Annotated in this window: 24 protein-coding genes; 15 read left to right on the top strand and 9 right to left on the bottom strand. The window is 61.2% G+C overall.

Going from position 1 to position 19,907, the window contains the following annotated elements; genetic code table 11:
* Nucleotides 1-303: 303 nt before the first annotated feature.
* Nucleotides 304-1,188, top strand: a complete 885-nt coding sequence (locus KRR23_RS24955) for a sugar nucleotide-binding protein (protein ID WP_054594260.1) — start codon at nucleotides 304-306, stop codon at nucleotides 1,186-1,188.
* A complete protein-coding gene (locus tag KRR23_RS24950) occupies nucleotides 1,181-2,110 on the top strand; it encodes an NAD-dependent epimerase/dehydratase family protein (RefSeq protein ID WP_216744660.1) in 930 nt (309 codons plus the stop codon). The genes KRR23_RS24955 and KRR23_RS24950 overlap by 8 nt, the downstream gene beginning before the upstream one ends.
* Nucleotides 2,111-2,166: 56 nt before the next feature.
* On the opposite strand, the gene KRR23_RS24945 is transcribed toward KRR23_RS24950, so the two are convergent.
* From KRR23_RS24945 to KRR23_RS24925, 5 genes are all read right to left on the bottom strand, one after another.
* Entirely contained in the window at nucleotides 2,167-2,865 is a 699-nt protein-coding gene (locus tag KRR23_RS24945; RefSeq protein ID WP_123584559.1) for an OmpW family protein, read from the bottom strand.
* A 153-nt stretch (nucleotides 2,866-3,018) separates the two neighbouring features.
* Nucleotides 3,019-3,537 carry a DUF3299 domain-containing protein gene (locus tag KRR23_RS24940; RefSeq protein ID WP_216744659.1) on the bottom strand — a complete coding sequence of 173 codons (519 nt, stop codon included), beginning with the start codon at nucleotides 3,535-3,537 and terminating at the stop codon, nucleotides 3,019-3,021.
* 11 nt (nucleotides 3,538-3,548) lie between these two features.
* Nucleotides 3,549-4,814 (bottom strand): ABC transporter permease, encoded by a 1,266-nt coding sequence (locus KRR23_RS24935; RefSeq protein WP_216744658.1) that lies wholly within the window; start codon nucleotides 4,812-4,814, stop codon nucleotides 3,549-3,551.
* 1 nt (nucleotide 4,815) lies between these two features.
* Nucleotides 4,816-5,526, bottom strand: coding sequence for an ABC transporter ATP-binding protein (locus KRR23_RS24930; protein ID WP_216744657.1), 711 nt, complete (start codon nucleotides 5,524-5,526; stop codon nucleotides 4,816-4,818).
* Between the two features lie 149 nt (nucleotides 5,527-5,675).
* Nucleotides 5,676-6,287 carry a DUF2796 domain-containing protein gene (locus tag KRR23_RS24925; RefSeq protein ID WP_216744656.1) on the bottom strand — a complete coding sequence of 204 codons (612 nt, stop codon included), beginning with the start codon at nucleotides 6,285-6,287 and terminating at the stop codon, nucleotides 5,676-5,678.
* A gap of 133 nt (nucleotides 6,288-6,420) precedes the next feature.
* Here KRR23_RS24925 and KRR23_RS24920 point away from each other — a divergent pair, with 133 nt between their 5' ends.
* A complete protein-coding gene (locus KRR23_RS24920; RefSeq protein WP_216744655.1) occupies nucleotides 6,421-6,780 on the top strand; it encodes a hypothetical protein in 360 nt (119 codons plus the stop codon).
* Here the strand turns inward: KRR23_RS24920 and trxA are convergent.
* The 3 genes from trxA to KRR23_RS24905 all read right to left on the bottom strand — a co-directional run bounded on the left by trxA (nucleotide 6,777) and on the right by KRR23_RS24905 (nucleotide 8,950).
* Nucleotides 6,777-7,649, bottom strand: coding sequence for a thioredoxin (gene trxA / locus KRR23_RS24915; RefSeq protein WP_216744654.1), 873 nt, complete (start codon nucleotides 7,647-7,649; stop codon nucleotides 6,777-6,779). The two genes, KRR23_RS24920 and trxA, sit on opposite strands and share 4 nt — an antisense overlap.
* A gap of 183 nt (nucleotides 7,650-7,832) precedes the next feature.
* Complete coding sequence (locus KRR23_RS24910) at nucleotides 7,833-8,489, bottom strand: methyltransferase (RefSeq protein WP_216744653.1); 657 nt, start codon at nucleotides 8,487-8,489, stop codon at nucleotides 7,833-7,835.
* Nucleotides 8,486-8,950: a hypothetical protein gene (locus KRR23_RS24905; RefSeq protein ID WP_216744652.1), complete on the bottom strand. Its 465-nt coding sequence runs from the start codon at nucleotides 8,948-8,950 to the stop codon at nucleotides 8,486-8,488. Before KRR23_RS24905 ends, KRR23_RS24910 begins: the two co-directional genes overlap by 4 nt.
* 128 nt (nucleotides 8,951-9,078) lie before the next feature.
* On the opposite strand from KRR23_RS24905, the gene nrdR reads away from it, so the two are divergent.
* From nrdR to KRR23_RS24845, 12 genes are all read left to right on the top strand, one after another.
* A complete protein-coding gene (gene nrdR, locus KRR23_RS24900) occupies nucleotides 9,079-9,543 on the top strand; it encodes a transcriptional regulator NrdR (protein ID WP_003228656.1) in 465 nt (154 codons plus the stop codon).
* Nucleotides 9,540-10,673, top strand: a complete 1,134-nt coding sequence (gene ribD, locus KRR23_RS24895) for a bifunctional diaminohydroxyphosphoribosylaminopyrimidine deaminase/5-amino-6-(5-phosphoribosylamino)uracil reductase RibD (protein ID WP_216744651.1) — start codon at nucleotides 9,540-9,542, stop codon at nucleotides 10,671-10,673. Before nrdR ends, ribD begins: the two co-directional genes overlap by 4 nt.
* 47 nt (nucleotides 10,674-10,720) lie before the next feature.
* Complete coding sequence (locus KRR23_RS24890) at nucleotides 10,721-11,383, top strand: riboflavin synthase (RefSeq protein WP_216744650.1); 663 nt, start codon at nucleotides 10,721-10,723, stop codon at nucleotides 11,381-11,383.
* A 31-nt stretch (nucleotides 11,384-11,414) separates the two neighbouring features.
* Nucleotides 11,415-12,506, top strand: a complete 1,092-nt coding sequence (gene ribBA, locus KRR23_RS24885; protein ID WP_054594246.1) for a bifunctional 3,4-dihydroxy-2-butanone-4-phosphate synthase/GTP cyclohydrolase II — start codon at nucleotides 11,415-11,417, stop codon at nucleotides 12,504-12,506.
* Between the two features lie 90 nt (nucleotides 12,507-12,596).
* Entirely contained in the window at nucleotides 12,597-13,073 is a 477-nt protein-coding gene (gene ribE / locus KRR23_RS24880) for a 6,7-dimethyl-8-ribityllumazine synthase (RefSeq protein WP_003228649.1), read from the top strand.
* Nucleotides 13,070-13,570, top strand: coding sequence for a transcription antitermination factor NusB (nusB, locus tag KRR23_RS24875; protein ID WP_019693846.1), 501 nt, complete (start codon nucleotides 13,070-13,072; stop codon nucleotides 13,568-13,570). Before ribE ends, nusB begins: the two co-directional genes overlap by 4 nt.
* A gap of 23 nt (nucleotides 13,571-13,593) precedes the next feature.
* Nucleotides 13,594-14,559, top strand: a complete 966-nt coding sequence (gene thiL / locus KRR23_RS24870) for a thiamine-phosphate kinase (protein ID WP_216744649.1) — start codon at nucleotides 13,594-13,596, stop codon at nucleotides 14,557-14,559.
* A complete protein-coding gene (locus KRR23_RS24865) occupies nucleotides 14,556-15,059 on the top strand; it encodes a phosphatidylglycerophosphatase A (protein ID WP_216744648.1) in 504 nt (167 codons plus the stop codon). Before thiL ends, KRR23_RS24865 begins: the two co-directional genes overlap by 4 nt.
* A gap of 39 nt (nucleotides 15,060-15,098) precedes the next feature.
* Nucleotides 15,099-15,854 (top strand): ABC transporter substrate-binding protein, encoded by a 756-nt coding sequence (locus KRR23_RS24860; RefSeq protein ID WP_216744647.1) that lies wholly within the window; start codon nucleotides 15,099-15,101, stop codon nucleotides 15,852-15,854.
* 111 nt (nucleotides 15,855-15,965) lie between these two features.
* Nucleotides 15,966-16,583 (top strand): GTP cyclohydrolase II, encoded by a 618-nt coding sequence (gene ribA / locus KRR23_RS24855; RefSeq protein ID WP_019693842.1) that lies wholly within the window; start codon nucleotides 15,966-15,968, stop codon nucleotides 16,581-16,583.
* On the top strand, nucleotides 16,580-16,999 hold the full coding sequence (locus KRR23_RS24850; RefSeq protein ID WP_216744646.1) for an MFS transporter: 420 nt from the start codon (nucleotides 16,580-16,582) through the stop codon (nucleotides 16,997-16,999). Before ribA ends, KRR23_RS24850 begins: the two co-directional genes overlap by 4 nt.
* On the top strand, nucleotides 16,999-17,796 hold the full coding sequence (locus tag KRR23_RS24845) for a cobalamin-binding protein (RefSeq protein ID WP_216744645.1): 798 nt from the start codon (nucleotides 16,999-17,001) through the stop codon (nucleotides 17,794-17,796). The genes KRR23_RS24850 and KRR23_RS24845 overlap by 1 nt, the downstream gene beginning before the upstream one ends.
* Nucleotides 17,797-17,947: 151 nt before the next feature.
* On the opposite strand, the gene KRR23_RS24840 is transcribed toward KRR23_RS24845, so the two are convergent.
* Nucleotides 17,948-19,831 (bottom strand): TonB-dependent receptor, encoded by a 1,884-nt coding sequence (locus tag KRR23_RS24840; RefSeq protein ID WP_216744644.1) that lies wholly within the window; start codon nucleotides 19,829-19,831, stop codon nucleotides 17,948-17,950.
* Nucleotides 19,832-19,907 lie beyond the last annotated feature (76 nt).

Here is a 19,907-nt window from a genome sequence, read left to right as displayed (position 1 = left end):
CTGTGGCTGATTGGTGACCCCGTGGCGAGGGAGCTTGCTCCCGCTGGGCTGCGAAGCGGCCCCAAAGCTTGTCATCGCGATTTGTCAGGCACACCGCATCGGCCCATTGCGCCTGCTTCGCAGCCGAACGGGAGCAAGCTCCCTCGCCACAAGGGGGGCGTCAAACCGGAGGATCTACACTTTACGAGTGACGGTTGCGCTTTAAACCCGCAAAATGCAACGATTCTGGCAATTCTCAACGGCAAGGCCTGCGGGCTGTGCCGATAAAATCATCGTTCCAAACAGACTGGGCCTGCTGACTCTATGCGAATGCGCCTTATGTTACTGGGTGGCGGAAATGCCCTTGGGCAGGCGCTGATTCGCCTCGGTGCAGAGGAAGACATCGGTTTCCTCGCCCCCCGTCCACCGCAAGACGGCTGGGACGCCGCTAGCCTGACGCAGCTGCTTGACGATACTCGTCCGGACGCGCTGATCAATCTCGCCTACTACTTCGACTGGTTTCAGGCGGAGAGCGTGGCCGAGGCGCGTTTGGCCGCTCAGGAGCGGGCGGTCGAGCGGCTGGCCGAGTTGTGCCAGCATCACAATATTGTCCTGGTGCAGCCTTCCAGCTATCGGGTATTCGATGGCTCGCGAGCGACGGCCTACAGCGAAAAAGACGAACCGGTGCCGCTGGGGCTGCGTGGCCAGGCCTTGTGGCGTATCGAGCAAAGCGTGCGCGCGACCTGTCCGCAACATGTGATGCTGCGTTTTGGCTGGCTGCTCGATGACAGCGTCGACGGCACCCTGGGGCGTTTCCTCGCGCGTGCCGAGCTGCCTGAAGAACTGCTGATGGCCGATGACCGGCGTGGCAACCCGACACCGGTGGACGATGCTGCGCGGGTGATCATTTCGGTGCTCAAGCAACTCGATTGCGCAGCGCCACTGTGGGGCACTTACCATTACGCCGGGCATGAGGCGACCACGCCGCTGGCGCTGGGGCAGGCGATCCTCGCCGAAGCGCGCACTCTGCACCCGCTGGCCATTGAAGCACCGACCGCGCAGGCTCACGCCGCGCGGCCGGATGCCGCCGAAGAACCGCAGCACGCGGTACTCGCCTGCAAGAAAATTCTGCACACCTTCGGGATCAAGCCGCGCGCCTGGCGCGCAGCGCTCCCGGGCTTACTGGATAGGTTTTATCGTCATGGCTGATGGCCCTGTTTTGATCACCGGCGGTGCCGGTTTCATTGGTTCGCACCTTGCTGACGCTTTGCTCGCCAAGGGGCATTCGGTGCGTATCCTCGACGACCTGTCCACCGGTAAACGCAGCAACCTGCCACTGGACAATCCACGGGTCGAACTGATCGAAGGTGACGTCGCCGATGCCGCTCTGGTGGCGCAGGTAATGGTCGGTTGCAGCGCGGTGGCGCATTTGGCCGCTGTGGCGTCGGTTCAGGCATCGGTGGATGATCCGGTGCGCACTCACCAGAGCAATTTCATCGGCACCTTGAACGTCTGCGAAGCGATGCGTCAGGTCGGCGTCAAGCGCGTGCTGTTCGCCTCAAGCGCAGCGGTCTACGGCAATAACGGTGAAGGCGAGTCGATCGACGAAGAGACCACCAAGTCGCCGCTCACGCCGTATGCCGCAGACAAACTGGCAGGCGAGTACTACCTCGACTTCTACCGTCGTCAGCACGGTCTGGAACCGGCAATTTTCCGTTTCTTCAACATCTTCGGCCCGCGTCAGGATCCGTCATCGCCGTACTCCGGGGTGATCAGCATTTTCAGCGAGCGGGCGCGCAAAGGCCTGCCAATCACCGTGTTTGGTGACGGTGAACAGACCCGCGATTTTGTCTATGTCGAAGACCTGGTCGACCTGCTGGTGCAGGCGATTGAAATGCCGACGCTTGAAGTGGGCGCGGTGAATGTCGGTTGGAACCAGGCGACGACCCTCAAGCAAATGCTCCAGGCGTTGGAGGAAGTGGTGGGGCAGTTGCCACCGATTGCCTACGGCCCGGCACGCTCCGGTGACATCCGCCATTCGCGAGCGAACAACCAGCGTCTGTTGCAGCGCTTCACCTTTCCCGAGCAGACGCCAATGAGCGTCGGGCTGGCGCGGTTGTTGGGGCGCTGAGTTTTTCGCAGTCATGAAAAAGGCGCCTTTCGAGGCGCCTTTTTTATGCAGCGGGTTTAGAACTTGTAACCCAGACCCACCATGTAGATCCACGGGTCCACGTCGATGTTGACCTTGGCGCGGGTGCCGGGGGCGACTGCGTTGTTGTCCACGTAGCCGGTGGTGTCGATGTCAATGTAGCGCACCTGGCCGTTGAGCATGATGTGGTCGGTCAGCATGTAATCGGCACCGACCTGCCATGCGAGGCCCCAGGAGTTTTTCGTCTTGAAGTTGCTGAAGCCGTTGGCTTGCGCTTCGTTACTGAGCTTTTCGTCGTAGATCCAGGTGTAGTTGATACCGGCGCCCACATACGGCTGGAATGCAGACTTGTTGTTGAGCGGGTAGTAAACCACGCTCAGGGTTGGCGGCAGGTGTTTGAGGGTGCCGAGCTTACCGTTGGCCGCGCCCAGGGAGGTGCCTTTGAGGTTCACATCATGCTGGAACGGCGAGGCGGCGAGCAGCTCGATGCCGATATCGGGGGTGAGCATGTACGCGAAGTTCAGGCCCAGCTGCGTGTTGCTGTCCATGGTCGCCTTGCCACCCAGATCGGCACCCGCCAATGGACCGCGATCAACCTTGACGCTGGAACTGCCGGCTGTCGGGTTGACGGTGATCGCACCGGCCCGAACGATGATGTCACCGGCTTCATGGGCCTGGGCGAAGGGGGTTGCAAGCGCGAATGCAATGAGGGACGCGCTGAGCAATGACTTGTGCATGGGGGCTCCAAAGGAAGATTCAAATTCTGTATCTCCAATGGTACGAAGCGTCAGGAACGACGCTTTTGACTCAGCTCAATGAAACAGTGATGGCCCCTGAAAGATCGCAGCCTGCGATCTTGGCGGTACCAACGATACGAATGACTACCGGATTCACTCCGGCAATTCGTACACGTAGATCTTGTCCGCATCCATCTGATACCCGGCATCCGCCAATTCGCTGGTCGACGCCTTGACCTGCATTGCACCTTCAATCCAGTACGGCTGGTAGAGCTCGTCGAGCTTCACCCCAACCTTGCTTTTGACGTGGACGATCTGGTTCGACGGCGGAGGTGGCACGTGGATGCATGCGCCGAAATACGGCACCAGCAGAAAATCGGTGGTGCGACCTTCCTCGCTGACTTCCAGCGGCACGATGTAACCCGGCAAGCGTATGTTCTGGCCGTCGAGGTTTTTCACCACTGGCGCATTGGGCATGTCTTGCTTGGCCGCCGGTGCGGACTCGGCGGACAGCGCGCTGCTCATCTGCGACAGGTCGTGCAGCGGTTTCATGTTCGGCACTTCTGCCGGCGCGTCGGGCGGGATCATTTGCGCCCAGGTCAGGTCTTTCGGTGCAGCCGCCCACAGGGGCAGGGCGACCAGCATCAACAGCGCAGGCAGGGCGCGGAGCATCTTCAGTGTCCTCATAAACGGATCGACAGACCATCGGCCAACGATTGGCGATAGGCGCGCCAGGCCGGCACGCTGCCCATCAGCAGCGCGGCGATCAGGATGCCACCGAGCAGCGTCCATTCATACTCGCTTGGCCAGGCCAGCGGCAGGTACAAGCCGTAGGTCGATTGCACGTAACCCTGAGCCGTAGCGATGCACACATACAGCAGCGCCAGGCCCGCAATCACCCCGGACAGCGCCAACGCAAAGGCTTCCAGCACCAGCAGCGTTGCAATGTGCCACGGCCGGGCGCCGACCGAACGCAGGATCGCCATCTCTCGGCGACGTTCGTTGAGGCTGGTGAGAATCGCCGTGAGCATGCCGATCAACCCGGTCAGCACGACGAACAGCGACACCACGAACAGCGCTTTTTCAGCGGTGCCCATCAGGCTCCAGAGCTCCTGCAAGGCGACGCCCGGGAGGATCGCCAGCATTGGCTCGCCACGGAATTCATTGATCTCGCGTTGCACGGCGAAGGTCGAAATCTTGTTGTTGAGACCGAGCATGAACGCGGTGATGGCTTGCGGCGTGAGGTCCATGTTGCGCGCCTGATCGGCGCTGATACGACCGTTGCCCTGAGCCGGTACACCGTTGTGCCAATCGATGTGAATCGCCTCCATACCGCCGAGGCTGATGTGCAACGTGCGGTCGACCGGAGTGCCGGTGCGTTTGAGGATGCCGACCACGGTGAACGGTTTGTCATCGTGCTTGACCAGGCTGATCACTGCCACGCCGTGAGCCAGCACCAGTTTGTCGCCGAGTTTGTAATGCAGCGCATCGGCCACTTCGGCACCCAGCACCACTTCGAACGGATCCGTGGCAAACGCCCGGCCGCTGGCCAGTTGCAGGTTTTGCTGATGGCCGTACTGGTAATGCTGGAAGTAGGCATCGGTGGTGCCCATCACTCGATAACCGCGATGCGAGTCACCGAGGGAAATCGGGATCGCCCATTTCACTTTCGGGTTGTTGGCGAAGTGCTCGAAGCTGTCCCAACGGATGTTGTTGGTGGCGTTGCCGATGCGGAACACTGAGTACAGCAACAGGTTCACCGAGCCTGAGCGCGCGCCGACAATCAGGTCGGTGCCGCTGATGGTGCTGGCAAAGCTGGCCTTGGCTTCGGTGCGCACCCGTTCCACCGCCAACAGCAGGCAGACCGACAGGGCGATGGCGAACGCGGTGAGGATCGCGGTGAAGCGGCGGTTAGCCAGGCTGGCCATGGCTAGACGAAACAAATACATTTCAGACCTCGAGCGGCGTGGCGGCGCGATTGAGTTCGGCCAGCGACAGGTGACGATCGAACAGCGGCGCCAGGCTCTGGTCGTGGCTGACGAACAGCAGGCTGGAACCGGCTTCGCGGCACTCGGCGAACAGCAAACGGATAAATGCCTCACGGGCGTCGTAGTCGAGCGCCGAGGTCGGTTCGTCGGCGATCACCAGCTCTGGCTGACCGATCAGCGCGCGGGCAGCGGCGACCCGTTGCTGTTGGCCGATGGACAACGAGTCGGCGCGGCGGCCGAGCATGTTTTCATCCTTGAGCCCCAGGTGCGCGAGTAAGGTCGCAGCGGCCTGGTCAATGCTGCCGTGGCGCTGAGTCGCGCGGCTGGCGCGCAGTTTGGAGAAGTGACACGGTAGTTCGACGTTCTCGCGCACCGAGAGAAACGGCAGCAGGTTGAACTGCTGGAAGATGTAGCCCGTGTGGTCGACCCGAAAGTGATCGCGGGCGCCGGCCGACAGTTCGGTCAGCTCCTGGCCGAGCAGGCGAATGCTCCCGCGATTGGGCTTCTGCACGCCACCGAGCAGGCCGAGCAGGGTGGTCTTGCCACTGCCGCTGGGGCCTTTGAGAAACAGCGTTTCACCGGGCTCCAGGCGAAACGCCGGGATATCCAGTAAAGGCGGATGACCGGGCCAGTTGAAGCCCAGGTCTGACAGTTCGATGAGTGCTTGGGTCATGTGAAACCGGCCAGATTGGAAGTGAACCCTGTGGGAGCGGGCTTGCTCGCGAAAGCGGTGGGTCAGTCAACATCAATGCTGAATGATAAATCGCCTTCGCGAGCATCGGAACGCCGCCCGGCCCGCTCCCACATTAGTTTTGGGGTGGATCAGAATTTCAGCGCCGCAGCCTTCGAGGTCACTTCAACCCCTTGCTGGCCGCTTGGGCTGATGAGTTGTACCTGAATTTTCTGCGTCGCGGGGAAGGTCATGAACACTTGCGACAAGTCCAGGGTCTTCAGCGCGCCAGGGGCGGCGCAGGTGAATTGGTAGTGCGCGTGGATTTCGCTGTGATCGTGGTGATGCTCTTCGGCGGCTGCGCCTTTACCGTCAGTCGCGTGGTCGTCATCGTCGTCATGATCATCGGTATCCGGTTTATCACCGAACAGCGGGCTGTTCAGTTCTTGCTGACTGACTACGCAGTTGGCCGCTTTTGGCAGACTGAACAGCACCAGCGGTTTCTCCAGTTGCGCACGGGTGGCGGCGACTTTGGCCTTGTCTGCATCAGTGCTGGCAACGTGTTCGAAGCCCACCAGGTTCATCGCCGGGCTTTCCAACTCCAGTTCCAGGGTCTGACCGTCCAGCGCCGCGTTCAAACGCCCGACGCCGTGTTCGTGGGCGCCCAGGCTGCCGTGTTCATGTTCGTGATCATGAACTTCAGCGGCCTGAGCGATAGCCAGCGGCAACAGGGCAAACGGCAAAGCGAGTAACAGACGGCGCATGGAATCTCTCCGGGAAGGAAGATGAAAATTTTGTTATGTAATCTTATAACAAGAATGGCGAGAGTTTGACTGTCCGCTTGGCGTTGCGCAAGACGCGTGGGAGCATGTTCGTCATAAACCTGAGGAAACCCCAATGTTGCGCATTCGTGGAAGCATCGGCGATTGGCCGGTGGATTTGACCCTGGAATTGGACGATGGGGACTGGGCGCGGCTTGGCGCGCAGTTGCTGGTAAGCAAATCAGAAAGCGGTGCAGCGGTGGCCGAACCGGTGGTCAAACCGGTCAATCAGGATGAGCTGCTGTGGCAGCTCGCCAAGGATCTGCTGCGCAAGTCCGGCCAACTGACGGGGCCGGATTTGCTGGAGCAACTGGAGGGTTTGACCGGCAACACCTTCGCCGGTAAACGTCTGCTGGTGCGCTTGCGCCATAGTGCAGAGGTCAAGGTCGTGAGCGGCGGGGATACGCCGCTCTACAGTTGGATCGAGCAGGCCTAGTAGAGCGCTGCAAACAGCTTGCGGCGATAAACGGTCACCAACGGGTGATCGTTGCCCAGCAGTTCGAACACTTGCAGCAGGGTCTTGTGCGGCAACCCTTCGCTGTAACTGCGATTGCGGATGAACAGCTTGAGCAGAGAGTCCAGTGCCGGTTCGTATTGTTGGCGGGCCAGTTGCTGTATCGCCAACTGATAGACGGCTTCATCGTCCTGCGGGTTTTGCGCCAGGCGCGATTTCAGGTCGGCGACATCCGGCAAGTCAGCGGCCTGGCCGAGAAACTTGATCTGCGCCTTGGCGCCGGCCAATGCGGCTTTGTGTTCATCGCTTTTCACCGCATCGAGCACGGCCTGGGCTTCACTCAGCTCGCCACGTTCGGTTAGGCAGCGCGCGTAGAGGATCAACGCGCGGGCGTTGGTATTGTCCTCACCCAGCAGCACTTTCAGCATGGCTTCGGCATCCGCGAAACGACCTTCGTCGAACAGCGCCTGAGCCTGTTCGAATGGGTCAGCGGCGGCCGGCGGTGGCATTTGCACGTGCGGCTCAAGCAGTGCGCGGACAGCGGATTCAGGCTGCGCGCCGGCAAAGCCGTCCACCGGCTGACCGTCCTTGAACAGCACTACTGTCGGCAGGCTGCGAATGCCAAAGCGCGAAACGATGTCCGGCTCGACGTCGCAGTTGACCTTGGCCAGCAGCAACTCGCCCTGATAGCTCTCGGCGATGGTTTGCAGCATCGGCATCAGCGCCTTGCACGGCGCACACCATTCAGCCCAGAAATCCACCAGCACCGGCTTGTGGAACGAGTTCTCGATCACCGACTGGTCGAAATCGGCAGTAGTGGCGTCGAAGATATACGGCGTGTCTTGACTCATGGGGAATCTCGAAGAAAACGTGAATGGGGGAACTATAAGGCTTGGCGGGGGGCGCTGAAAGCGGGGCGCACTGATCGTTCCCACGCTCTGCGCGGGAATGCCTCCTGTGACGCTCTGCGTCACGCCGTCAAAGGGACGCGGAGCGTCCCGGGCTGCGCGTTACCACGTAGAGCGTGGGAGCAATCATCTCCGGGAAGCGTGGTACAGGCTCACATGCCGAAATTCTTCTGGTTCGGCCAGGTCCGGCAATGTCATTGCCTCAAGCATTTCCAGCCGCTGGTACAACGGATGACGGAAATCCCGAACTCGTGAATCCGCCACCAACGCCTCGCGGCCACGGCTGAGAAACTCATCGAGTAACGGCAGGTTGGCCCGGTCGTACAACACGTCGGCCACCAGAATCAGATCAAAACGATCGGCCTCGGCAAAAAAGTCTGTCGAGTAGCTGAGCTGGACGTCATTAAGTTCGGCATTCGCCCGGCAGGCTGCAATTGCCAATGGATCAAGATCACAGGCCACCACTTCCAGCGCCCCGGCCTTGACCGCTGCAATCCCCGCCACCCCGGAGCCGGCGCCGAAATCCAGCACGCGCTTGCCGGCAACCCACTGCGGATGCTCCGCCAGGTAACGGGCCATCGCCAGGCCGCTGGCCCAGCAAAAGCTCCAGTACGGTGGCTCGTGCAGAATGCGCCGGGTTTCTTCCGGGCTGAAGGCGCGGTCCATGTTGTCGCCGTCGATCAGCCAGAGTTTCAACGTGGTCTCAGGCAGCGGACACCGGACCAGCTGGGCATCGCCGAGCAGTTCACTTAACGCCTGTTGCAGGTCGAGCGGTGCATTCATGGCGCTTTGAGGAACTGCAATTGGCCCAGGGCCTGGGTCTTCGGCTCAAAGATGCGTTGCGCCGGCAGGTGCAGGATCAACTGCCCGGACTGGCTGGCGCGACCCCGCAGTTCGACGCGTGCACCGACCGGGAACGAGTCGGGATTGAATCGCAGATGGAATGGCAGAGCCTTGTTGTTGCCGATCAGGTTGGCGCTGGCGAGCAATTGCTGCGGCCGGGAGCGTTCGTCGATCACCAGCAACGCCAGTTCAACCTCGGCGCCGGCCGGCACGCCCTGCAAGGTGCCGCTCAATTCTCGTTGATACGCGGGTAGCGGTCCGAGGTCGGCTGAGGCCTGGGCTTTCTTCTGGGCCATCTCCGGCGCAGGGCCTGGGGTCGGTGCCGCCGGTTTGGGTGCGCTACTGCTACACGCGACCAGCAGGCCGACGAGACTGAGTAAAACAAGCGGTCGTAGCGGCATTTGCGGCTCCAGCAAAGTGAAATCCATCGATCAGACAATATAGCTCGTCTGTATACCGCAAACCCTATGGCTTGTCTTGCCAGTGGGATGCGCTACCATGGCCCTCCCTTTTTTTGTTGCCTGCCACCATGCACTGTCCCTTCTGCGGTGCCAACGACACCAAGGTCATCGACTCGCGTCTGGTCGCCGAGGGCGAACAGGTGCGCCGTCGGCGCGAATGCCTGGCCTGCGGCGAACGTTTCACGACGTTCGAAACCGCCGAACTGGTGTTGCCGCGCCTGATCAAAACCGACGGCAGCCGTCAGCCGTTCGACGAAGAAAAACTTCGCGCCGGCATGCAGCGTGCGCTGGAGAAGCGCCCGGTGAGCGTCGAGCGTCTTGAATCGTCGCTGGTACACATCAAACACAAACTGCGCGCCACCGGCGAGCGCGAGGTCAAATCCCTCGTGGTCGGTGAACTGGTGATGGCCGAGCTGCAAAAGCTCGATGAAGTCGCCTACATTCGTTTCGCTTCGGTGTATCGCCGCTTCCAGGACCTCAATGAGTTCCGCGAAGAGATCGATCGCCTGGCCCGTGAGCCGGTAAAAGAATGAGCATCTCCCCGGAACAACAGGTCCTCGACGCCCATTACATGGCGCGTGCGCTGGAACTGGCGCGCAAAGGTCACTACACCACCCATCCCAACCCTCGAGTGGGTTGCGTGATCGTGCGTGACGGGCAGATTGTCGGCGAAGGCTGGCATGTGCGCGCCGGCGAACCGCATGCCGAAGTCCACGCCTTGCGCGACGCCGGCGAAAACGCCCGCGGTGCCACCGCCTACGTCACGCTGGAACCGTGCAGCCATCATGGCCGCACACCGCCGTGCGCCGATGCGCTGGTGAACGCCGGCCTGGCGCGAGTGGTTGCGGCGATGCAGGATCCGAACCCGGAGGTTGCCGGCCGCGGCCTGCAGCGTCTGGAGCAGGCGGGCATCGAGACCCGCAGCGGCGTGCTCGAAGGCGAGGCGCGCAAGCTCAATGAAGGTTTTCTCAAACGCATGGAACACGGCTTGCCGTTCGTGCGGGTGAAGTTGGCGATGAGCCTCGACGGTCGCACCGCCATGGCCAGCGGCGAAAGCCAATGGATCACCGGCCCCGCCGCCCGCTCTGCCGTGCAGCGTCTGCGGGCTCAGGCCAGCGTCGTGTTGACCGGTGCCGACACGGTGCTGGCCGATGACGCGCGCTTGACCGTGCGTGCCGACGAGTTGGGCCTGGATGCCGAGCAAACTGCGCTCGCCATGAGCCGCCCGCCGCTTCGCGTGCTGATCGACGGCCGCCTGCGCGTGCCGCTCGATGCGCCGTTTTTCAAGGCTGGCCCGGCGCTGGTCGCCACCTGTGTCGCGGTGGAAGAACAATACGCCAACGGCCCTGAATGCCTGATCGTGCCCGGCGATGATGGCCAGGTCGACCTGCGCAAGCTGCTGGTCGAACTCGCTGCCCGTGGTGTCAACGAAGTGCTGGTGGAAGCCGGCCCGCGTCTAGCTGGAGCGTTTGCCCAGCAAGGGTTGGTGGACGAATTCCAGATCTTCATCGCGGGCAAGTTCCTTGGCTCCACGGCGCGACCATTGCTGGACTGGCCACTCGCGCAAATGAAGGATGCGCCAGAGCTGAAAATCACAGAAATCCGCGCGGTGGGCGATGACTGGCGAGTCATTGCCATCCCCATGCCATCGGCGAGCGTATAATTCTCGGCCATTGCTACAGCACTGGCCCAGTTCTCGAGGAGGACTCCATGTTTACCGGCATCATCGAATCCATCGGCAGCATCCGTGCATTGACCCCAAAAGGTGGTGATGTGCGGGTTCACGTAGAAACCGGCAAGCTCGACCTGAGCGACGTCAAGCTCGGCGACAGCATCGCGGTCAACGGCGTTTGCCTGACGGCGGTTGAACTACCGGGCAATGGCTTTGCAGCGGACGTCAGTCGCGAAACCCTCGACTGCACCGCCATGAGTGACCTGAAAAGCGGCAGCCCGGTCAACCTGGAAAAAGCCCTGACCCCGACCACCCGCCTCGGTGGGCACCTGGTCAGCGGTCACGTCGACGGTGTCGGCGAAGTGGTTGCGCGTACCGAGAATGCCCGTGCCGTGGAGTTCCGCATTCGTGCGCCGAAAGACCTGGCCAAATACATCGCCCATAAAGGCTCGATCACGGTCGACGGCACCAGCTTGACGGTGAATGCGGTCGATGGCGCCGAGTTCTTGCTGACGATCATTCCGCACACCCTGAGCGAAACCATCATGGCGTCTTACCAGCCAGGTCGCCGGGTCAACCTTGAGGTCGATCTGCTGGCCCGTTACCTGGAGCGTCTATTGCTGGGTGACAAGGCCGCAGAATCCTCGAAGGGCAACATTACCGAAAGCTTTCTGGCCGAGAACGGCTACCTCAATTCCTGAAACTCAATTTTTGAAAGAAGGGGGGTGCCGCGTGGCGCTCAATAGCATCGAAGAACTGGTTGAAGACATCCGCCAAGGCAAGATGGTCATCCTCATGGATGACGAAGACCGCGAGAACGAAGGCGACCTGATCATGGCCGCCGAGTGTTGCCAGCCAGAACATATCAACTTCATGGCCAAGCACGCCCGTGGCCTGATCTGCATGCCGATGAGCCGCGAGCGCTGCGAGCTGCTCAAGCTGCCATTGATGGCACCGCGCAACGGCTCAGGTTTCGGCACCAAGTTCACCGTGTCGATCGAAGCCGCTGTCGGCGTCACCACCGGTATCTCTGCGGCTGATCGTGCGCGCACCGTGCAAGCGGCCGCCGCCAAAGACGCCAAGGCCGAAGACATCGTCAGCCCCGGCCACATCTTCCCGCTGATGGCCCAGGCCGGCGGCACCCTGGCCCGCGCCGGCCACACCGAAGCGGCTTGCGACCTGGCGCGCATGGCCGGTTTCGAGCCGAGCGGAGTGATCTGCGAAGTGATGAACGACGACGGCACCATGTCCCGTCGCGCCGAACTGGAAACCTTCGCCGCTGAACACAACATCAAGATCGGCACCATCGCCGACCTGATTCACTACCGGATGATCCACGAACGTACCGTTCAGCGGATTGCCGAGCAGCCGCTGGACAGCGAACTGGGCCAGTTCAATCTGGTGACCTATCGTGATTCGGTGGAAGGCGACGTGCACATGGCACTGACCCTGGGCACCATTTGCGCCGAAGAACCGACCCTGGTTCGCGTGCACAACATGGACCCGCTGCGCGACCTGTTGATGGTCAAGCAGCCAGGCCGCTGGAGCCTGCGCGCCGCCATGGCCGCGGTTGCCGAGGCTGGCAGCGGTGTGGTGCTGCTGCTCGGTCACCCGCTCGATGGCGACGTGTTGCTGGCGCATATCCGCGAAACCGCCGATCACGCACAGCCGAAAAAACCGACCACCTACAGCATTGTCGGTGCCGGCTCGCAGATCCTGCGTGACCTGGGCGTACGCAAAATGCGCCTGATGAGTGCGCCAATGAAATTTAATGCGATATCCGGTTTCGATCTGGAAGTTGTAGAATACGTGCCCTCCGAATAAAGACCGGCTGTTTTTGTCTTGAATTCGCGGTTCAAATATCACTGAGGGACGCGTACTGAACGCGTCCCGGCTCTTTAAGAGATTTGTCGAATGACCCTGAAGACCATCGAAGGTACCTTCATCGCCCCCAAAGGCCGCTACGCTTTGGTTGTTGGCCGCTTCAACAGCTTCGTTGTTGAAAGCCTGGTAAGCGGTGCTGTTGATGCCCTGGTTCGCCATGGCGTGAGCGAAAGCGACATCACCATCATCCGTGCCCCTGGCGCCTTCGAAATCCCGCTGGTTGCGCAGAAAGTCGCTCAGAAGGGCGAGTTCGCGGCAATCATCGCACTGGGCGCGGTCATTCGTGGCGGTACTCCGCACTTCGAATACGTGGCTGGCGAGTGCACCAAGGGCCTGGCCCAGGTGTCCATGGAATTCGGCGTACCGGTCGCTTTCGGCGTACTGACCGTCGACTCGATCGAGCAAGCCATCGAACGTTCCGGCACCAAGGCCGGCAACAAAGGTGCTGAAGCTGCCTTGTCCGCTCTGGAAATGGTCAGCCTGCTGGCGCAGTTGGAGGCCAAGTGATTAGCGACGAAAGCGATCGTTTCAACCCGCGCGATCCAAAGCCTGCGGATGCTGGCAAACCATCGAAAAGCGTCAAGCGTCGCGAAGCCCGTCAGCTCGCGACCCAGGCGCTGTATCAATGGCACATGGCCAAGCAATCGCTGAACGAGATCGAAGCGCAGTTTCGGGTCGATAACGATTTCACCGATGTCGATGCCGCGTACTTCCGCGAAATCCTCCACGGGGTTCCGGCGCATCGCACCGAGATCGACACCGCGCTCAAGCCATGCCTGGACATCGAAATCGAAGAGCTGGACCCGGTTGAACTGGCGGTTCTGCGCCTGTCCACCTGGGAACTGCTCAAGCGTGTCGACGTGCCTTACCGCGTGGTGATCAACGAAGGCATCGAGCTGGCTAAAGTCTTCGGTTCCACCGATGGCCACAAGTTCGTCAACGGTGTACTCGACAAGCTGGCCCCGCGCCTGCGTGAAGCTGAAGTGAAGGCGTTCAAGCGCTGATCGGCGCTTGAGCTGCCATTGCCATGGGCGAGTTTGAGCTGATCCGCAATTACTTTGCCGTCGCGCCTTGTGCGCAAGGCGGCGAAGGCGTTGACCTGGGAATCGGCGACGACTGCGCCTTGCTCGCTGTTCCCGCAGGGGAGCAGCTGGCAATTTCCACCGACACGCTCGTGGCCGGTGTGCATTTCGCAGACCCTTGCGACCCGTTTCTGCTCGGTCAGCGTTCGCTGGCTGTGGCGGTCAGCGATCTGGCTGCCATGGGCGCCACCCCCATTGCCTTTACCCTTGCCCTGACCTTGCCGACGGTAACCGCCGATTGGCTGGACGCCTTTGCCCGTGGCTTGAACGCCATGGCGCAACACTGCGGTGTACGGCTGGTGGGTGGCGATACCACACGCGGCCCGCTGAGCCTGACCATGACCGTGTTCGGTCGGGTCCCGACAGGCAAGGCACTGACCCGTAGCGGTGCGCAACCCGGTGATCTGGTGTGCGTGGGCGGTGAACTGGGCAACGCCGCCGGTGCATTGTCGTTGGTGTTGGGTAAGCGCGTTGCGCCCGCCGATGTTGCCGAGCCGTTGTTGGCGCATTATTGGTCGCCACAGCCGCAGCTTGAATTGGGCATGGCGTTGCGCGGCAAAGCCACTGCGGCACTGGATATCTCTGACGGTTTGCTCGCCGATTGCGGGCATATCGCCAAGGCCTCGGCTGTCGGCTTGCTGATCGAAAGCGAAAAGCTGCCGCTGTCCACGGCACTGGTGAGCTTTCTCGGTGAGAATGCCGCCCGCGTGGCAGCCTTGAGTGGTGGCGACGACTACGTGCTGGCGTTCACTCTGCCACCCGCGCAACTACCGGGACTGCTCGCCGACGGCTGGCCGATTCACGTTGTCGGGCGGGTCGTGGCCGGGCAGGGCGTGATGCTGCTGGACGCGAACGGGCAAGACATCACCCCGCAAGCCCAGGGTTATCAACATTTTCGGGAGACACCGTGACAGATCATCCCAAGCAGAGCCCGGCAGGACGCGTGCCGCCATCGGTCTGGCGTAATCCCTGGCATTTCCTGGCATTCGGCTTCGGCTCAGGCACCTTGCCCAAGGCGCCGGGCACCTGGGGCTCGCTGGTTGCGCTACCCTTTATCCCGTTATGGCAGATGTTGCCTGACTGGGGTTACTGGCTGATGCTCGGCATCACGATGCTGTTCGGCTTCTGGCTGTGCGGCAAGGTTGCCGACGATTTGCGGGTGCACGACCACGAAGGCATCGTCTGGGACGAAATGGTCGGGATGTGGATCACCCTGTGGCTGGTGCCGGCAGGTTGGTACTGGCTATTGGCGGGGTTCCTGCTGTTCCGCTTCTTCGACATTCTCAAGCCATGGCCGATTCGCTGGATCGACCGACATGTGCATGGCGGCGTCGGGATCATGCTCGACGACGTGCTGGCAGGCGTGTTTGCCTGGTTGGCGCTGCAGGGGCTGGTCCGGTACTTCGCCTGATTGGCTGATTGAGGGGCGAATGGATTGAGGGGCTGGGGGATGGTCGGACGCTGGCTGTGGGTTCTGGTTTTTGGGGTGTTCTGTTCGCTCGCCCGTGCGGCGGATGTGCCGACGACACCGGCCGTGATTCATCTGGCCAGCGAGGACTGGGATGACTACACCGCCGCCGATGGTCATGGGCTGGCCTGGGACATTTTGCGCGCCGTGTTCGAGCCGGCCGGGGTGAAACTGGATATTCGCACCGTGCCTTACACCCGTTCGGTGGGACTGGTGCAGCGTCGTGAAGTGGACGCGCTGGTTGGCTCCTATTCCAATGAGGCCGATCAGGTCCTGTATCCCCACTGGAAATTCGACTCCGATCATATCTATGCCCTGGGCCTTGCGAGCAACCCGGCACCGACTCTGGAGACTCTGGGTGCGTACCGGCTGGCCTGGGTCCGTGGCTATCGCTACGAAAGTTACCTGCCGAACATCCACCGCTATAACCAGATCGAACGCCGCAGCGGAATTTTGCCGATGCTCAAACAGGCTCGGGCGGACTTCTATATCGACGCGCTGATGGAAATCAATGAAGTGCTCGCAGAAGCTGAGGATCCGTCCCTGTACCGACGCACACACTTGACCGAACTGCCGTTGTACCTTGGTTTCGCCGATACACCACGGGCCCGTGCCCTGATGGCGCTGTACGACAAGCGCATGGCGTTGCTGGTCAAAACCGGCCAGTTGAAGCCGATTTTCGAGCATTGGAAACAACCTTACCCGTTTGATGAGAGTGCCAAGCCGGCAGGGCAGTGATCAAACTTTTTGATCGTTATGGCCGATAATTCAGCCTAAGCGTCTGTAGGAACCTGCTGTTACAATGCCGCCTCTGCGAATCTCCAGTACATACAGATCAGGAGCACACCGGTGCCTGTCGTTTTTGTCGCCGCTTCCAAGCTGCCCACGCCTTTTGCGCAATTCACCATGCATGGCTTTCTCGATGAGGCTACTGGCCGCGAGCACGTCGTACTGAGCCTGGGTGATGTCGCCGACGGTGCCCCGGTACTCGGCCGGTTGCACTCCGAATGCCTGACCGGCGACGCCTTGTTCAGCCAGCGTTGCGACTGCGGTTCGCAACTCGAGGCGGCGTTGCAGGCGATCGCCCGCGAAGGTCGTGGCGTGTTGCTTTACCTGCGTCAGGAAGGTCGTGGCATTGGCCTGCTGAACAAGATCCGCGCGTATGAATTGCAAGATGGCGGCGCCGACACCGTTGAAGCCAACGAGCGTCTGGGTTTTGCCGCTGACCAGCGCGACTACGCCATGTGCCTGCCGATGCTTGAGCACCTGGGCGTGAAATCCCTGCGCCTGATGACCAACAACCCACGCAAGGTCAAAGCCTTGACCGACATGGGCATCGTGGTCGCCGAGCGCGTGCCGCTGCACACTGGCCATAATCCGCACAACAAGCTCTACCTGGCGACCAAGGCCAGCAAGCTCGACCACATGATGGGCAACGAGCATCAGGGCGAGGCAGATCGGGCGTGACTCGCGGCCAGGTCCGGCGGAGGCTGTCCGTCAACTGGTGGCAATATTTTGCGCTGGCCTTGCTGCCGCTGCTGGTGATCAACGGCGTGTTCGGCCAGAGCGAGGCGTTTCTGCCCGTGCTGGCGATGCCGTTTTTCATTGCCGGCGTGGCCTCGATGTTTGTCAGCCTGCGGTTTTTCGGCGGCTACAAACACGCCTTGATCGCCACCCAGAAAGCCCTCGATACCCCGGAAGAACCCGCAGCCTGGGTTGCCTTGGCGGCTAAACGCCGTATGGCATTCCTCGTCGCGGCCTTGCCGGCCTGGATCGGTGCACTGGCGGTATTCGTCGGCCTCGAAGCGGTGCCTTTGGTGCTGTTGGCGCTGTCGACCACGGTGCTGTTCTACCTTTACCGTATTCCGCGTCAACTCGGCTGATGCGCCGTTGGCTGGCGGTTCTGCTGCTGGCCGTCAGTGGCTCGGCGGTCGCGGTAGAGCGGGTGGTCAGCCTCGCGCCGTCACTCTCGGAAATCGTCGTTGAACTGGGCTCGGCCGACCTGCTGGTGGGCGTGCTCGATGCTGGCGAGCGTCCTGCAGAACTCAATTCCATTCCTTCTGTTGGTCGTTACGGTCAGCTGGATATTGAGCGCCTGCTCAGTCTCAAACCGGATTTACTGTTGCTCTGGCCTGGCAGTGTCGGCCCGGCGCAGCGTGAGCAACTGAGCCGATTGGGGATCCCGACCTACGTCGCCGAACCGCATAACCTCAAACAACTGACCCGCCAAATCGAAGCGATCGCCCAGCAGCTCGGCCGACCCGAACGTGGGCGCATGCTTGCGGTTGATTTGCGCAAGCAGCTCGACGATTTACGCCAGCGCTATCAGCGCAAAGAACCGCTTCGGGTGTTTTATCAGGTCTGGGATCAGCCGCTCTACACCGTGGGCGGCGGGCAGATCATCAGCGATGCGCTTGAAGTGTGCGGTGCGCGCAACGTGTTCGCCGACATGACCTTGCCAGCGCCGCAGGTCAGTGTGGAGTCAGTGCTTTCGCGTAATCCCCAGGTGATCCTCGCCAGCAGCCAGGCACAGCTCGACGCCTGGAAAGCCTGGCCGCAGATGACCGCGGTGGCTCAGGGGCAATTGCTGTTGGTGGCGGATAAAGGCCTGGAGCGGCCGAGCGGGCAGATGATCGCGGCGACCGCCAAGTTGTGCCGACTCATTGCACCGCAGCGTTGACCTGTGGCGAGGGAGCTTGCTCCCGCTGGGCTGCGAAGCAGCCCCAAATTCAGCAACCGGTTCTAATCAGGCACACCGCATCAACTGGATTACGGTTGCTGCGCACCCGAACGGGAGCAAGCTCCCTCGCCACAGTGGCCAGTGTTGTTTGTTAGATTTCCGGCATCCACGTCACGCCAAACATCAACGCCCGACCTTCTTCCCGATACCCATACTGGCTACCATCATGCTCGTAGAGCGCGCGGCTGTAATTCTTGTTCAGCAGGTTATCGACTTTCATCTCCAGCGTGACCTCGTGACTCGCCGCCCAACGGCTGCGTAACCCGAGCAGGGCGTAACCGCCCAGCGGCTGGCGGTTGTCCTTGTCGTCATAGCTGCCACTCACCGCTTGCCAGCTGGCGCCGAGGCCGAGCCGATCAAACTGACGGTCCAGATCCAGGCTCAAGGTCCGTCGTGCACGGCGGGCCAGCGTGTGGCCGCTGTCTTGATCCCGCGGGTCGATGATCGCAACGCCGAGGTTGCTCTGCCAGCCGAACCACTCCTGCTTGAGGGCGGCTTCGAAACCATTGATCCGCGCCGCCGCGATGTTTTCCGGGCGTGAATGGCTGCCGAGGATGATCGCGTCTTCAAGGTCGGTGCGGTACAGCGAGGCTTCCAGCCGACTGGTTTCGCTCAGCTGACTACGCCACTGCACCTCGTAGCTTTTCGAGGTTTCGGGTTTCAGGTGCGGGTTGCTGAAGTCCGGGTAGTAGAGGTCGTTGAAGGTCGGCGCGCGGAAGCCTTCGCTGTAGCTCAGCAGCACGTCGTTGTCCGGGTTCAATGGCAGGGTGAAGGTGCCGCTCCAGCTATTCTGGCCGCCAAACTGTTGGTTCTGATCGCGACGCAGACCCAGTTCGGTGGAGAAACTTTCCGCCTGGAAACGATGCTGGATAAACACCGCGCGGTTCCAGCGACTGTCTTCGGCAAACGCTGTGCTGCTGTTGACCCGGTCTTCATACCAATCGCCGCCAAGAATCAGGCTGTTCTGCTGGTTCAGCGTCAGGTCGTTCTGCCAGTTCAGCGAGTTGCGGTAAGTGTTGAACACGCTGTGATCGTTGCTGAGTTTGTCGAAGGTCTCTTCGCGGTTTTCGCTGTGGCCCAGTTCCACGCGGGACTTCCACGCATCGTTGATGCGTGCGTCGACATAACTGCTGACGCTACTTACGGTGAAATCGTTGTAGGGCTTTTGCTGGACACTGTTGCCGGAGTTCATGTCGTAGCGACCGAACGGGTTGTCGAACTCGTTTTTGCCACGGTTATCGAGGAGGTTCAGGCCGGCCTCGATATCGTCATTGACGGCATGGCTCAGGCCCAGGCTGACGGACTGGTTGCGATAGGCATCATGGTCGTCATCGCTGGGGTAGGACGTATGAGTGCGATTGATCCCAGCCGTGTCATCGAGGCTGGCACCGAGGTTGAAACGGGTTTGCACGTCGCCCCCGGACAAGCCCAGGCTGCGCTCCCAGGTCTGGTTGCTGCCAAAGCCCATGTGCATGCGCGGTTGCAGGCCTGACTCGGCGCCGCGACGGGTAAAGATCTGAATCACTCCGCCAATCGCGTCACTGCCGTAAATCACCGAGCGTGAACCGCGTAGCACTTCCACGCGCTCGATCTGCTGGATGTTCAGGTGTTGCAGGTTGCTGTCGCCGGACGTCGAGTTACCGATGCGTTGACCGTCCACCAACACCAGCGTTTGCGCTGAATTGGTGCCGCGAATGTAAATCCCCGGCAGGCTGCCGCGTCCGCCACTTTGCGCGACTTGTACACTCGGCACTCGGCGCAGCAGGTCCGTCACGCTGCTCGGTTGCAGGCGGTCGATGTCTTCACGGGTGAACACGGTGCTGGCGGCGCTGCTGTCGTTGCGTGCTTCGACCTCGCGATTGGCGCTGATCAGTACGTCGGGCAGTTTCAGGGCTTGTTCGCGTTCGAAGCTGTCAGCCAAAAGCTGTCCGGCAGGCAAAAGGGACAACGTCAGGGCGAGACGAGGGAGTTTCATGGGCAATCCATTGGCATTTTGGAGCGGATACAAATTCGCGGGGGGGCGAAAACCAATGTGGGAGCGGGCTTGCTCG

This window comes from Pseudomonas sp. CVAP#3 (assembly GCF_018986375.1).
In the GTDB taxonomy this organism is placed as follows: domain Bacteria; phylum Pseudomonadota; class Gammaproteobacteria; order Pseudomonadales; family Pseudomonadaceae; genus Aquipseudomonas; species Aquipseudomonas helvetica.
Note: the sequence above shows the minus strand (reverse complement) of the source record. Positions and strands in the feature narration are given on the sequence as shown.

What these genes read in the sequence shown, in the direction of transcription:
- KRR23_RS24945 (WP_123584559.1), bottom strand. Translation starts at nt 2,865, where the DNA reads ATGCACAAGTCATTGCTCAGCGCGTCCCTCATTGCATTCGCGCTTGCA.
- KRR23_RS24930 (WP_216744657.1), bottom strand. Translation starts at nt 5,526, where the DNA reads ATGACCCAAGCACTCATCGAACTGTCAGACCTGGGCTTCAACTGGCCC.
- KRR23_RS24905 (WP_216744652.1), bottom strand. Translation starts at nt 8,950, where the DNA reads ATGCCGCTACGACCGCTTGTTTTACTCAGTCTCGTCGGCCTGCTGGTC.
- KRR23_RS24925 (WP_216744656.1), bottom strand. Translation starts at nt 6,287, where the DNA reads ATGCGCCGTCTGTTACTCGCTTTGCCGTTTGCCCTGTTGCCGCTGGCT.
- nrdR (WP_003228656.1), top strand. Translation starts at nt 9,079, where the DNA reads ATGCACTGTCCCTTCTGCGGTGCCAACGACACCAAGGTCATCGACTCG.
- KRR23_RS24890 (WP_216744650.1), top strand. Translation starts at nt 10,721, where the DNA reads ATGTTTACCGGCATCATCGAATCCATCGGCAGCATCCGTGCATTGACC.
- KRR23_RS24860 (WP_216744647.1), top strand. Translation starts at nt 15,099, where the DNA reads ATGGTCGGACGCTGGCTGTGGGTTCTGGTTTTTGGGGTGTTCTGTTCG.
- KRR23_RS24840 (WP_216744644.1), bottom strand. Translation starts at nt 19,831, where the DNA reads ATGAAACTCCCTCGTCTCGCCCTGACGTTGTCCCTTTTGCCTGCCGGA.
- KRR23_RS24935 (WP_216744658.1), bottom strand. Translation starts at nt 4,814, where the DNA reads ATGTATTTGTTTCGTCTAGCCATGGCCAGCCTGGCTAACCGCCGCTTC.
- KRR23_RS24950 (WP_216744660.1), top strand. Translation starts at nt 1,181, where the DNA reads ATGGCTGATGGCCCTGTTTTGATCACCGGCGGTGCCGGTTTCATTGGT.
- KRR23_RS24955 (WP_054594260.1), top strand. Translation starts at nt 304, where the DNA reads ATGCGAATGCGCCTTATGTTACTGGGTGGCGGAAATGCCCTTGGGCAG.
- KRR23_RS24845 (WP_216744645.1), top strand. Translation starts at nt 16,999, where the DNA reads ATGCGCCGTTGGCTGGCGGTTCTGCTGCTGGCCGTCAGTGGCTCGGCG.
- trxA (WP_216744654.1), bottom strand. Translation starts at nt 7,649, where the DNA reads ATGAGTCAAGACACGCCGTATATCTTCGACGCCACTACTGCCGATTTC.
- ribD (WP_216744651.1), top strand. Translation starts at nt 9,540, where the DNA reads ATGAGCATCTCCCCGGAACAACAGGTCCTCGACGCCCATTACATGGCG.
- KRR23_RS24940 (WP_216744659.1), bottom strand. Translation starts at nt 3,537, where the DNA reads ATGCTCCGCGCCCTGCCTGCGCTGTTGATGCTGGTCGCCCTGCCCCTG.
- thiL (WP_216744649.1), top strand. Translation starts at nt 13,594, where the DNA reads ATGGGCGAGTTTGAGCTGATCCGCAATTACTTTGCCGTCGCGCCTTGT.
- ribE (WP_003228649.1), top strand. Translation starts at nt 12,597, where the DNA reads ATGACCCTGAAGACCATCGAAGGTACCTTCATCGCCCCCAAAGGCCGC.
- KRR23_RS24920 (WP_216744655.1), top strand. Translation starts at nt 6,421, where the DNA reads ATGTTGCGCATTCGTGGAAGCATCGGCGATTGGCCGGTGGATTTGACC.
- KRR23_RS24910 (WP_216744653.1), bottom strand. Translation starts at nt 8,489, where the DNA reads ATGAATGCACCGCTCGACCTGCAACAGGCGTTAAGTGAACTGCTCGGC.